This window comes from Enterobacter sp. NFIX59 (assembly GCF_900113755.1).
Lineage (GTDB): Bacteria > Pseudomonadota > Gammaproteobacteria > Enterobacterales > Enterobacteriaceae > Enterobacter > Enterobacter pseudoroggenkampii.
Map to the genome: position 1 here is coordinate 1,239,996 of NZ_FOQN01000001.1, position 13,287 is coordinate 1,253,282.

10 protein-coding genes are annotated in these 13,287 nt (G+C 57.0%); 6 read left to right on the plus strand and 4 right to left on the minus strand.

The features are described from left to right. The first annotated feature begins 54 nt into the window (after window positions 1-54). Both BM007_RS06070 and BM007_RS06075 read left to right on the plus strand, forming a co-directional pair. Window positions 55-870: a Cof-type HAD-IIB family hydrolase gene (locus BM007_RS06070; RefSeq protein ID WP_090417640.1), complete on the plus strand. Its 816-nt coding sequence runs from the start codon at window positions 55-57 to the stop codon at window positions 868-870. A 149-nt stretch (window positions 871-1,019) separates the two neighbouring features. After that, window positions 1,020-2,276: a DUF1479 domain-containing protein gene (locus BM007_RS06075; protein WP_090417642.1), complete on the plus strand. Its 1,257-nt coding sequence runs from the start codon at window positions 1,020-1,022 to the stop codon at window positions 2,274-2,276. Here BM007_RS06075 and BM007_RS06080 read toward each other — a convergent pair. Next, a complete protein-coding gene (locus BM007_RS06080; protein WP_090417644.1) occupies window positions 2,273-3,346 on the minus strand; it encodes a LacI family DNA-binding transcriptional regulator in 1,074 nt (357 codons plus the stop codon). The genes BM007_RS06075 and BM007_RS06080 overlap by 4 nt on opposite strands. 288 nt (window positions 3,347-3,634) lie before the next feature. Between BM007_RS06080 and BM007_RS06085 the strand changes: the two genes are divergently transcribed. Continuing rightward, complete coding sequence (locus tag BM007_RS06085) at window positions 3,635-4,936, plus strand: MFS transporter (protein WP_024908695.1); 1,302 nt, start codon at window positions 3,635-3,637, stop codon at window positions 4,934-4,936. Between the two features lie 17 nt (window positions 4,937-4,953). After that, window positions 4,954-7,317, plus strand: a complete 2,364-nt coding sequence (locus BM007_RS06090) for a glycoside hydrolase family 31 protein (protein WP_139210885.1) — start codon at window positions 4,954-4,956, stop codon at window positions 7,315-7,317. A 91-nt stretch (window positions 7,318-7,408) separates the two neighbouring features. On the opposite strand, the gene BM007_RS06095 is transcribed toward BM007_RS06090, so the two are convergent. Next, window positions 7,409-9,004, minus strand: a complete 1,596-nt coding sequence (locus BM007_RS06095) for an ABC-F family ATPase (RefSeq protein ID WP_008501187.1) — start codon at window positions 9,002-9,004, stop codon at window positions 7,409-7,411. Between the two features lie 222 nt (window positions 9,005-9,226). On the opposite strand from BM007_RS06095, the gene ldtB reads away from it, so the two are divergent. Both ldtB and BM007_RS06105 read left to right on the plus strand, forming a co-directional pair. Further along, window positions 9,227-10,147, plus strand: a complete 921-nt coding sequence (gene ldtB / locus BM007_RS06100) for a L,D-transpeptidase (protein WP_024908698.1) — start codon at window positions 9,227-9,229, stop codon at window positions 10,145-10,147. Between the two features lie 242 nt (window positions 10,148-10,389). Further along, window positions 10,390-11,199: a glycosyltransferase gene (locus BM007_RS06105; protein ID WP_024908699.1), complete on the plus strand. Its 810-nt coding sequence runs from the start codon at window positions 10,390-10,392 to the stop codon at window positions 11,197-11,199. 8 nt (window positions 11,200-11,207) lie between these two features. Here BM007_RS06105 and BM007_RS06110 read toward each other — a convergent pair whose 3' ends face one another. Further along, window positions 11,208-11,924, minus strand: coding sequence for a GntR family transcriptional regulator (locus BM007_RS06110; RefSeq protein WP_090417648.1), 717 nt, complete (start codon window positions 11,922-11,924; stop codon window positions 11,208-11,210). Window positions 11,925-11,939: 15 nt separating this feature from the next. Next, the gene (locus BM007_RS06115; RefSeq protein ID WP_090417650.1) at window positions 11,940-13,262 is read right to left on the minus strand and encodes a PTS sugar transporter subunit IIC; all 1,323 of its coding nucleotides are present in this window, start codon (window positions 13,260-13,262) and stop codon (window positions 11,940-11,942) included. Window positions 13,263-13,287 lie beyond the last annotated feature (25 nt).

Below are 13,287 nucleotides of genomic sequence, written 5' to 3' on the forward strand. Positions count from 1 at the left end.
CCCCGTCACCTTGTTATTAGAATGTTTCAAAACGCAGTGACCCAGGAGCACAGTATGACCGTTAAAGTTATCGTCACCGATATGGACGGAACTTTTCTTGATGATGCCAAGCAGTACGATCGTGACCGCTTCCAGGCACAGTTTGAACAGCTTAAAGCCCGCGGCATTGAATTCGTTGTCGCCAGCGGCAACCAGTATTACCAGCTCATCTCCTTCTTTCCGGAGCTGAAAGACAGGATCTCCTTCGTGGCGGAAAACGGCGCGCTGGTGTTCGATCGCGGGGAGCAGATTTTTCACGGCGAGCTGACCCGCCATGAATCGCAGATCGTCATTGGCGAGCTGCTGAAAGATAAAGGGCTGAACTTCGTGGCCTGCGGGCTGGAGAGTGCCTACGTGAGCGACAAAGCCCCTGAAGCGTTCGTGGCGCTGATGTCAAAGCACTACCACCGCTTAAAGCGCATCAGCGATTACCGTGAAATTGACGACGTGCTGTTTAAGTTCTCCCTGAACCTGCCGGACAGCGATATCCCTAATCTGGTGGATAAGCTGCACGTCTCCCTGGACGGCATCATGAAGCCCGTCACCAGCGGCTTTGGTTTTGTCGATTTGATTATCCCCGGCCTGCACAAAGCCAACGGCATCAGCCGTCTGCTGAAGCGCTGGAAAATCTCCCCGCAGGAGTGCGTGGCCATTGGCGACAGCGGCAACGATGCCGAGATGCTGAAGCTGGTGAAATATTCCTTTGCAATGGGCAACGCGGCGGAAAGCATCAAAGAAATCAGCCGCTACAGCACCGACGACAACAACCATCAGGGCGCGCTGAACGTTATTCAGGCCGTGCTCGACCACCACTCCCCGTTCGACGCCTGATCCTCTCCTCGCCGGAGCCTGGCTCCGGCTTATCACTCTTTTTCCGTCCTGTGGCTTGCGTCAAGTTTTTAAACTTGCATTAACTTAATTTTAACTTAAAGTATCACTTGTAGACATTTTTACTTTCGAATGAAAGAGGCGAGGCAGTTATGACCTTTACCAGTGAAACTTTGCCGGCGGATCACAAAGCGGCAATCCGTCAGTTGAAACGTGAGCTGCGTGCGCAGATCGGCGACGTGCAGGCGGTGTTCAACAAGCTCAGCGATAAAATTGCCACCCGCGTGGCGGAAATCAACGCCCTTAAAAACAAAGGCGAATCCGTCTGGCCGGCGATCCCGTTCGCGGATGTAAAAAACGGCACCATTACCGACGCGCAGCGCGAAGCCGTTAAGCGCCGCGGCTGCGCGGTGATTAAAGGTCATTTCCCGCGCGAGCAGGCGCTGGCGTGGGATCAGTCGATGCTCGACTACCTCGATCTGAACAAGTTTGACGAGGTGTACAAAGGGCCGGGCGATAACTTCTTCGGCACCCTGACCGCTTCCCGTCCGGAGATTTACCCGATTTACTGGTCGCAGGCGCAGATGCAGGCGCGCCAGAGCGAAGAGATGGCGCAGGTGCAGTCGTTCCTGAACCGTTTATGGACATTCGAGAGCAACGGCAAACAGTGGTTTGACCCGGACGTGAGCGTGATTTATCCGGACCGTATCCGCCGCCGTCCGCCGGGAACCACCTCGAAAGGACTGGGCGCGCATACCGACTCCGGCGCGCTGGAGCGCTGGCTGCTGCCGGCTTACCAGCAGGTCTTTGCCCGCGTGTTTGACGGCAACGTCGAGAAATACGATCCGTGGAACGCCGCGCACCGTACCGAAGTGGAAGAGTATACCGTCGATAACACCACCAAATGCTCGGTATTCCGCACCTTCCAGGGCTGGACCGCGCTGTCGGACATGATCCCCGGACAGGGGCTGCTGCACGTGGTGCCCATCCCGGAAGCGATGGCGTACATTCTGCTGCGTCCGCTGCTGGACGACGTGCCGGAAGACGAGCTGTGCGGCGTGGCGCCGGGGCGCGTGCTGCCGGTTTCCGAGAAGTGGCACCCGCTGCTTATCGAGGCGCTGACCAGCATTCCGGCACTGGACGCGGGCGATTCCGTGTGGTGGCACTGCGATGTGATCCACTCCGTCGCGCCGGTGGACAATCAGCAGGGCTGGGGCAACGTGATGTACATCCCCGCCGCACCGATGTGCGAGAAAAACCTCGCCTACGCGAAAAAGGTCAAGGAAGCGCTGGAGACCGGCGCGTCGCCGGGGGATTTCCCGCGTGAGGATTATGAAAAGAGCTGGCAGGACCGCTTTACCGTGAACGATCTCAACATCCACGGCAAGCGCGCGCTGGGCATGGTCTAACTGTCGTACAGCCCTTCCCGCTCCACGGCGGTGCGTCGTTTCCCCTGACGTATCCGCCGTACCGAATCCCGCACGGTCAGCGTTCCGTTAAGCAGCAACGTCCCCACCGGCGCGTCCGGGCGCATCAGCCGCTGCTGGAGCATGTGTACCGCTTCGGTTCCCAGTTCGTCGCGGGGAACGTGCACGGCCGTTAATGGAACATCCTGGATCGCCGCCAGGTTAAACCCGTCGATGCTCATCACCGACACGTCCTGCGGCACGCGCAGACCGTGGTTTTGTAATGCGCTGATGGTGCCCGCCGCCATAAAGTCGCCGCCGACCAGAAACGCGGTAGGTAAATCTTTCCCCTGCACTTCGCTGAGCCAGCTGCTGACCGCCTGTTCCGTTTCGCGCGCGCTGAAGCTGGGCACCACCAGCAGATCGCGTTTATCGCTGAACGTCAGGTTGTGGGACTGCCACGCGTCGCGGATCCCCGACAGGCGCAGCTCCATGGTGTAGCGACGCAGGCACAGCACGTTCATCACCTCACGGTGTCCCATCTCGAACAGGTATTCCGCCGCCCGCTCGCCAATGGCGCGGTGATCCGGCGCAACGGCAGGCAGACGCATGTTCCGGTCGCGGCAGTTAATCAGCATGCAGGGTTTACCCACATCCACCGCCAGATCGTGAATGTGGGGATCGTCGATGCCGAGAAGGATTGCCGCCTGAGTATCCGGTTCATTCATGCGCGCCAGAAAAAGCTGGGCATCGCTGTCGTTCTCTTCCAGCGCGCAGTAGCGCAGGCGCACATCGTGGGATGCCAGGCCTTTACTCACGCTCTGGATCACGCGGTAGTAAAAGATGTCGGACCGCTCGTCGAAGGCGCGCTGGGGGGCAAAAACCACCAGGCTATTGAGCAGCAGCCGTCCCGCCGCCATGCCCTCCATCACCCCCAGCTCCCGCGCGCACGCCAGCACCTTTGCGCGCGCTTTTTCGCTGGTATTCGCTTTCCCCGCCAGCACCCGAGACACGGTGCTGATCGAGAGCTGCGTACGGGCGGCGATTTCGGTGATTTTTAGCCTTTTGTCCATTTTGTGATCTGGCTCCATTTGCGAAATGAAAAAATTTTCATAGCGTATCCGTCAGGCAATAACTGACATAAATGCCATCATGCCAGAGTGGTTGAGTCAGTTATGAGAAATTTTGCACAAAATCCACTATTGCCCACTCATTTTCTCCCTTAAGGTGAACTTGTCACACAACTTCCATACTAGTTGTATACCAACTTAAGCAGTTTAAACGGATAGAAATCAAAGGCATAAAAATCTGTGTGACACCTGAACCTCCGTCCCCTTACCGTCCGTCTTGTGGAGAGTAAAATGAGTCAGGACATCAATAACACCGTTGCGACAAGCAAAACCCGTCGCGTCATCAAGAACCTGCGCTGGTACGTGCTGGTGCTGTTCTTACTTGGCGTCACCGTTAACTACATCACCCGAAATTCGTTAGGCATTCTTGCCCCCGAGCTGAAAGAGAGCCTCGGGATCACCACCGAGCAGTACTCCTGGATCGTTGGCGCGTTCCAGATCGCCTACACCATTTTCCAGCCCCTCTGCGGCTGGCTGATTGACGTGATCGGCCTGAAGATTGGCTTTATGGTCTGCGCCGGGATCTGGGCGCTGATGTGTATTTTCCACGCGGGCGCCGGAAGCTGGCTGCACCTGGCTATTTTGCGCTTCTTTATGGGTGCCTCTGAGGCCGCCGCTACCCCGGCTAACGCCAAAACCATCGGTGAATGGTTCCCGAAATCAGAACGACCTGTTGCCGCCGGCTGGGCGGGCGTGGGCTTCTCCATCGGCGCGATGCTGGCTCCGCCAATCATCTACTTTGCTCACGCCTCGTTTGGCTGGCAGGGGGCGTTTATGTTTACCGGCGTGCTGGCGCTGCTGTGGGTGATCCTGTGGTGGGCGTTCTACCATAACCCGGAGCAGCACCCGAACCTGAGCAAGGACGAGCTGGCGTTTATCAAGCAGGATAACGAACCGCCTGCCGTCAAACTGCCCTTCCTGACCGCGCTGAAAACCGTCTCGAAAAACAAACGCTTCTACGGTATCGCCATCCCGGCCTTTATGGCGGAACCCGCCTGGGCGGTGCTAAGCTTCTGGGTGCCGCTGTACCTTGCCAAAGAGCACGGCATGGACCTGAAGCAGATTGCGATGTTTGCCTGGCTGCCGTTCCTCGCCGCCGACCTCGGCAGCGTGGCGAGCGGCTACCTGACGCGTCTGTACACCCGTCTGTTCGGCTGCTCCCGCGTTAACTCGGTCGTCGCCAGTTCCGTGACCGGCGCGTTCCTGATGATCTCGCTGGCCATCGTGGCCATTACCCGCGACCCGTATATCACCATCGTGCTGATCTCCATCGGCGGCTTCGGGCACCAGATCATCTCCTGCATGCTGAGCGCCCTGGTCGTGGAGTCGTTCGACAAAGGCCAGATGGCGACCGTCAACGGCATGCGCGGCTCGGCGGCGTGGATCGCCAGCTTCCTGTTCTCGCTGTTAATCGGTGTGACCGCCGACAAAATCGGCTTTAACCCGCTCTTTATCGCCATGGGCTTCTTTGACCTGATTGGCGCTGTCTTCCTGGTAGCATTTATTGCTGAACGTCGCGCCAAGCGCGCCTGATAGTGGATGTATTGCATATGAAAACCCTGAAAAACTGGACCGTTGATATACAGTCGGCAAACCATCTGGAACTGCTGGTCGATAACCAGCACCGCCTGTGCCTGTATGTGCTGGAAGAGAACCTGTTCCGCGTGCTGATTAAGCGCAAAGGCGAGCTGGCGCTGGACCGCACCTGGAGTATCGCTCCGGAAAAAGACGTGCCCTGGGAAGGCCGCCGTCGTGACGACATAAGCGGTTTCTCCTGCCCGGCCTGGAACCTGACGCAGCAGGGTGAGACGCTAACCGTGGCAACCGAACAGCTGCGCGTGACCGTCCACCAGCCGCTGTGGCTGGAGTGGCACTACCGCAATGAGGCGGGCGAATGGCTGCCGCTGGTCAATGACCGCCCCACCAGCGCCTACCTGCTGAACGCCCACGGCGACGGCGTGGCGCACTATCTCAGCCGTCGTAAGGACGAGCGTTTCTACGGACTGGGCGAGAAAGCGGGCGATCTGCAGCGCAACGGTAAACGCTATGAGATGCGCAACCTCGACGCAATGGGGTACAACGCGGCCAGCACCGACCCGCTCTACAAGCACATCCCGTTCACTATCGCCCGCCGCGACGACGTCAGCTACGGCCTGTTCTACGACAACCTGAGCAGCTGCTGGCTGGATCTGGGTAACGAAATCGACAACTACCATACCGCCTATCGCCGCTGGCAGGCGGAAGCGGGCGATATCGACTACTACATCTTTACCGGCAGGCGCGTGCTGGACGTCACCAAAGCCTTCGTACGCCTGACCGGAAAAACGCTGTTCGGACCGAAGTGGAGCCTGGGCTACAGCGGCTCGACCATGCACTACACCGACGCGCCGGATGCGCAAAACCAGCTGATGAACTTCATCCGCCTGTGCGAAGAGCACGCTATTCCGTGCGACTCGTTCCAGCTCTCCTCCGGCTATACCTCCATCAACGGCAAGCGCTACGTCTTCAACTGGAACTATGACAAAGTGCCGCAGCCGAAGGTAATGAGCCAGGCGTTCCACGACGCGGGATTGAAGCTGGCCGCCAACATCAAGCCGTGCCTGCTACAGGATCATCCTCGCTATAACGAAGTGGCGGAGAGCGGCCTGTTCATTCGCGATTCAGAAACCGATGCACCCGAACGTTCCAGCTTCTGGGATGACGAAGGCTCGCACCTCGACTTTACCAACCCGCAGACGGTGCAGTGGTGGCAGAACGGCGTCACCACGCAGCTGCTGGAGATGGGCATCGACTCCACCTGGAACGACAACAACGAATATGAAGTGTGGGACGGGGAAGCCCGCTGCTTTGGCTTCGGTAAGGAGATCGCCATCAAGCACATTCGCCCGGTCATGCCGCTGCTGATGATGCGCGCCTCGCTGGAAGCGCAGCAGCGCTTTGCGCCGGAAAAACGCCCGTATCTGATCTCCCGCTCCGGCTGCGCCGGGATGCAGCGCTACGTTCAGACCTGGAGCGGCGACAACCGCACCAGCTGGGACACGCTGCGCTATAACATCCGCATGGGGCTGGGCATGAGCCTGTCGGGGCTGTTCAACGTCGGCCATGACGTGGGCGGTTTCTCCGGCGACAAGCCGGACGCCGAGCTGTTCGTGCGCTGGGTGCAGAACGGCGTGATGCATCCGCGCTTTACCATTCACTCGTGGAACGATGACCACACGGTGAACGAGCCGTGGATGTACCCGGGCGTCACCCCAGCCATTCGCGGCGCGGTTGAGCTGCGCTACCGCCTGCTGCCGTATCTCTACACCCTGCTCTGGCAGGCGCATGCCGACGACGAGCCGATGCTGCGTCCGACCTTCCTCGACCACGAGCACGATGCGCAGACCTTCGAAGAGTGCGATGACTTCCTGCTGGGCCGCGACCTGCTGGTCGCCAGCGTGGTCGAAGCCGGACAGCGCGAGCGCCGCGTCTGGCTGCCGGATAACGACACGGGCTGGTATGATTTTTACACCCACGCGTGGTATGCGGGCGGCCAGTCGATCGTTCTCGACGCGCCGCTGGAAAAACTGCCGCTGCTGGTGCGCGCCGGAGCCGGTCTGCCGCTGAGCGAGCGCATCACGCATGTGAGTGCCGAAAAAGATACGACCCGCGAGCTGAAGCTGTTCCCGGTTAAAGGCGTCGGCACGACCTCCGGGCTGCTGTTTGAAGACGACGGTGAAAGCTGGGGATACCAGAACGGCGATGCGCTGTGGGTGGAATGGGAAATGGTAAGCGATGGCGCAACCATCAACCTGAAGGTCAACGCGCGCGGGGATTATCGTCCGGCGTGGAAGGCGCTGAAGGTGTCATTACCGGCGGAGGAAAAACGTACGCTGCGGGTGAACGGGGTTGAAGGGAGTGAGTGGGTGCTGTAGTGCGGCCTGATACCCTCACCCTAACCCTCTCCCACAGGGAGAGGGAATAGAACGTAGGCCGGGTAAGGCGAAGCCGCCACCCGGCTTTTTTTTAGCCGTCGATACCTTTGCTGCGCAGGTAATCTTCGTAGTTACCGGTGAAGTCCACCACGCGCTCTGGCGTAATTTCGATCACGCGGGTCGCCAGCGAGCTGACAAACTCACGGTCGTGAGAGACGAAGATCAGGGTGCCCTGGTACATCTCCAGCGCCATGTTCAGGGATTCGATAGATTCCATGTCCAGGTGGTTAGTCGGTTCGTCCATCACCAGGATGTTTGGTTTTTCCATCATCAGCTTGCCGAACAGCATGCGGCCCTTCTCGCCACCGGAGAGCACTTTAGCCGGCTTTTTGATGTCGTCCTGGCTGAACAGCAAACGACCCAGAATGCTGCGCACCGCCTGCTCGTCGTCGCCTTCCTGCTTCCACTGGCTCATCCAGTCAAAGACGGTCAGGTCATTTTCGAACTCGTACTCATGGTCCTGCGCGTAGTAACCAATCTGCGCGTTTTCGGACCATTTCACGGTGCCGTTGTCCGGCTGCAGTTCGCCGACCAGGGTTTTCAGCATGGTGGATTTACCCACGCCGTTAGCGCCCAGAATGGCAATCTTCTCGCCCACTTCCAGCAGCAGGTTGAAGTTTTTAAACAGCGGGCCTTCATCGAAGCCTTTGGTAAGGGCTTCCACTTCCAGCGCGTTACGGAACAGCTTCTTGTCCTGTTCGAAGCGGATGAACGGGTTCTGACGGCTGGAGGCTTTAACCTCTTCCAGCTTGATTTTATCAATCTGACGCGCGCGCGAGGTTGCCTGACGCGATTTAGAGGCGTTGGCGCTGAAGCGGCTGACGAAGGACTGCAGGTCAGCAATCTGCGCTTTCTTCTTGGCATTGTCCGCCAGCAGACGTTCACGCGCCTGGGTGGCCGCCGTCATGTATTCGTCGTAGTTGCCCGGATACACGCGCAGCTCGCCGTAGTCCAGATCCGCCATGTGCGTACAGACCATGTTCAGGAAGTGACGGTCGTGCGAGATGATGATCATGGTGCTGTCGCGATCGTTCAGCGTCTGCTCCAGCCAGCGGATGGTGTCGATGTCCAGGTTGTTCGTCGGTTCGTCGAGCAGCAGGATGTCCGGGTTAGAGAACAGCGCCTGAGCCAGCAGCACACGCAGCTTCCAGCCTGGCGCGACTTCGCTCATCGGGCCGTAATGCTGTTCAACCGGAATACCCACGCCCAGCAGCAGCTCGCCCGCGCGCGCTTCCGCAGAGTAACCGTCCATCTCGCCGTACTGCGTTTCCAGGTCGGCCACTTTATAGCCGTCTTCTTCGCTCATTTCGGCCAGCGCATAGATGCGATCGCGCTCCTGCTTCACTTCCCACAGCTCCGCGTGCCCCATGATCACGGTGTCGAGGACGGTGAACTCTTCGAAGGCGAACTGATCCTGACGCAGCTTACCGATGCGCTCGTTCGGATCGAGCGACACGTTGCCGAGGGTCGGCTCCAGATCGCCGCCGAGGATCTTCATAAAGGTGGATTTACCGCTACCGTTGGCACCAATCAGGCCGTAACGGTTGCCGCCGCCAAATTTGACGGAAATGTTTTCGAACAGCGGCTTACTGCCAAACTGCATAGTGACGTTGCTGGTAACTAACACGGGGAGATTCCTGCGAAAAGTGTGATAAACACGGCATTATGCCACAATTCCGAATTGAGATCCCGCGTTGCAACCATCCACTAAACTTTAACAAAATCGAAAAAAATGTGATTTCGTACACATCTGAATTCCCTGTGAGCGGGAATGCACATATAATGCGCTCCCATCACAGATTCAGACTTATCAACTCATCGCCTGAATGGCTTAGATACCTCGCACAACATGAACATGAAATTAACAGCGCTTTTTGCGGCGGCGTTAGCCGTAGTAGGTTTTTGTAAGACCGCGTCTGCGGTGACGTATCCCCTGCCGACCGACGGAAGCCGTCTGGTGGGTCAAAACCAGGTGGTGACGGTTCCTGAAGGTAACTCTCAGCCGCTGGAGTATTTCGCTGCGCAGTACCAGCTGGGCCTGTCTAACATGCTGGAAGCGAACCCGGGCGTTGACCCGTACCTGCCGAAAGCAGGTACCGTGCTGAATATTCCTCAGCAGCTGATCCTGCCGGATACCGTTCATGAAGGTATCGTGATTAACAGCGCCGAAATGCGTCTGTACTACTACCCGAAAGGCACCAACACCGTTATCGTGCTGCCAATCGGTATCGGCCAGCTGGGTAAAGACACCCCAATGAACTGGACCACCAAAGTTGAGCGTAAGAAAGCGGGCCCAACCTGGACGCCGACCGCCAAAATGCACGCAGAATACATCGCGGCGGGCGAACCGTTGCCAGCCGTTGTACCGGCAGGCCCGGATAACCCAATGGGCCTGTACGCGCTGTACATTGGTCGTCTGTATGCGATCCACGGCACCAACGCCAACTTCGGTATCGGCCTGCGCGTGAGCCACGGCTGCGTGCGCCTGCGTAACGACGACATCAAATTCCTGTTCGAAAACGTGCCGGTCGGTACGCGCGTGCAGTTCATCAACGAACCGGTGAAAGCGACCTCTGAACCAGACGGCAGCCGCTACATCGAAGTGCACAACCCGCTGTCCACCAGCGAGGACCAGATCAACAACAACGAAGTCGTTCCTGTTACGCTGAACAGCGCGGTGCAGGCGGTGACGTCTCAGCCAGATGTCGAAACGGCGATTGTTGACCAGGCCGTGCAGAACCGCTCCGGTATGCCGGTGCGTTTGAACTGATCACACTGAATCAATAACGTATCTTATAAGACCCCGTATTATCGGGGTCTTATTGCACTGTAATCTCCATCACGCTGACCCTTTCTGAACAGCTATTACTGCCGTAAGTGCCTTTCTTGCCATTTTCTGCTAACCCAGCGGGGTTACATCTAATCCTCTAAGTGTTATGATGCGCCCACTTATAAAATCAGTTTTATCTGCTTTTATAAGGTCTTTTTATCTCCTGGAGCACGCATAGTTTGATGATTAGCATTAACTTAACAACAACAAAATCGCGCCTTTATCTCTGTTCGCAAACAGTGTGGTCACTGGCGAACCAGAGTAAGAAGGTCGATCAAATTGTTGTGTGGGTCTCCAGTACACCTTATCTCAGTGACGAAGGCATCACTGAGGAGCCGGAGTGGGCGCAGAAAATTCGCCAGACGGGCACCAACCTGGTTTTTAAATGGGTTAAGAATACCGGCCCTTATCGGAAATTGTTTCCGGCGCTGCAAGCAGCAACCGAAGACGATATTCTGATTTATGCCGATGATGACGCAATCTATAACGAAATTTGGGCAGAAACACTGCTGGATGATTTTTATCGCCACAATCAAAAATATGTGGTTGCCGCGCGGGTGCGTGAAACAGTAAAGAAGAAGAAAGAACTTCTTGATACCTATCGTAATTTCCCGCTTATCACCGTGCCAAAAGTCGTTGAGCAGAACTATATCATCACCGGTCTTGGTGGCGTTGTGCTCAAGAAAAATATGATCCCGGAATATTTCCATTTTAACGAAGATTTTATTACGGTTTGTCCTCGCGCGGATGATATTTGGATCAGCAAACTGATTCAGCTAACCAAAACACCTGTCTATGTTTCTGCACAAAGCATTCGTTTTGTTCATGAAATAATCCATGACTATGGATTATCGCGCGAGAATACCAGCAAAATAAAACGTTCCTGGTTTCAAAAAATCCGTTTTACATTTAAGCCTGGTCAAATCCAGCATCTGTGTCAGAACGATCTTTACATAAAAGACACGGACAGCTATTTCGAGTCGTGCGCCTGAAAGACTGATTACCCGTTATTCACGATCACGATCCCGCCGTGGTCGTAGCGATAGTGGCAGTGGGCATACTCCAGCGGCGTGCCATCCTCCAGATAAATCACCTGCTCCACCTCCAGCACCGGATCGGTTTCCTGGCAGACCAGATGCTCTCTGTCCAGCGCGCTGGGCTTAAGCGCCCGCACCACCCGGTACGACCCCATAATTTTCAGCCCCAGCGTTTCCTGAACGTACTGGAACACTGAAGCTTCAAGATGGTTTTTCGTCAGGCCCGGGACCAGATTCATCGGCATCACCGTGGAATCCAGCGACATCGGTTCACCGTTCAGCAAACGGAGTCGAATAAAGTCATAGATCGGCGCATCGGCGTTAATCATCAGCGACGCCTGCTCTTTTTCGTTCGGGAAGCGCAGCTCGAAATGCACCACCTGGCTCGTGACCGTGCCCAGATGTGCCCAGGTTTTGGTCGCGCCAAAGTAGTCGCTGCCGGAGAGATCCCACTGCGAGAGCTGGAGGAAGTTTTTACGGATGAACGTGCCCTGGCCCTGACGGGTATAGACCAGACCTTCGACGATCAGCTGGCGCATCGCCTGCTGAATGGTCATCCGACTGGAGTTGAACTCCGCCGCCAGCGCAAACTGGTCCGGCAGGGGTTCGTTGGCGGCGTACTGCTGGCTGATAATGCGTTTCTTAATTTCCCGCGCTATGGTGATGTACTTCGCCGCCATCGTCCTTCCTTTCAGTTAGTTTTCTATCCCGCTGTTTTTCAACGCCACTCTCTCGGCAATCTTGAGGAAAGGCAGGTAGAAGAATACACCAAATACGATGATTGCCAACTGCACCACCACCGCCCGCCAGTCTCCCGCCGTGGCCAGCCAGGCGCTCAGGATCGGCGGCGTGGTCCACGGGATCATCACCACGCAGCGCGACATTAGCCCCAGCGTAGTACAGAGCCAGGCGAAATAAATGCCTATGGCAGGCAGCAGCACAAACGGGATCATCAGCGGCAGGTTAAACACGATCGGCAGGCCAAAAATCACCGGCTCGTTGATATTAAACAGGCCCGGCGCCAGCGACAGGCGCGCCACCGGCTTCGCCGACTGCTGGCGCGAGAAGATAAATATCGCAATCAGTAGCGAGATCGTGCTGCCCGTGCCGCCTACCATGCCGAACGTCGGCACGAAGATATTGTTGATGATGTGCGGAATGGGCTGACCGTTGGCGAAGGCCAGCATGTTTTCGTTGGTATTGATCAGCAGGAACGGCTCCAGCACCACGCTGTTGACCACCGACTGATGAATACCGAGCGTGAACAAGAAGTTGCCGAAGCTGTAGATGAAAATCGTCCCGGGCAGGCTGGTGTTGATCAGCCGCAGCGGCTGCTGGATAAAGGTCGTAATGAGATGGATCAGATCCGTATGCAGCACGTTTGCCAGCACCGCCGCCAGCACCGCAAACAGCGAGAGCGTGAGGATGGTCGGGATCAGCGCGGTAAAAGATTTGCTCACGGCCGGAGGCACGTTTTCCCCCAGCGAAATGTGCAGCGCCTTCAGGCGCGAAATAGCGATAAACACTTCCGTTGAAAGCAGCCCAATCAGCACCCCGGCGAAAATCCCGGTGGAGCCGATATTGGCGAACGTCAGCACCTGGGTGACGTTCACCGTGGTATCGCTGCCGACGGGCGTAATCTGCAAGCGCATCGGCATCATGATGATGAAGCTGCTGACGGCGATAACCACTGCCGAGACCGGATTGTCGAAATCTTTGTTGCGCGCCAGCGACCAGGCAATCATCGGCGCCAGCAGCAGCGCGGCAATGTTCAGCGTGCCGTTGATAATCGCCTCGCCCCACACTTTGAAGTGTGCCAGCGTATCGCCGTGAAAAATCCACGGAAAGACCACGTTGTTCACCAGCACCGCCAGACCGGCGAGGATGAAAATCGGCATCACCGTGGCGAAGGCGTCGCGCAGGGAGCGCAGGTGCACCTGGTTTGCCAGGCGCGCCGAAAACTCGACAAATTTATCGACAAAGGACTGCATGTGCGGTGTGATTTTTGTTTCAGACATAGCGGAGTGTTCCCATCAATCAGTC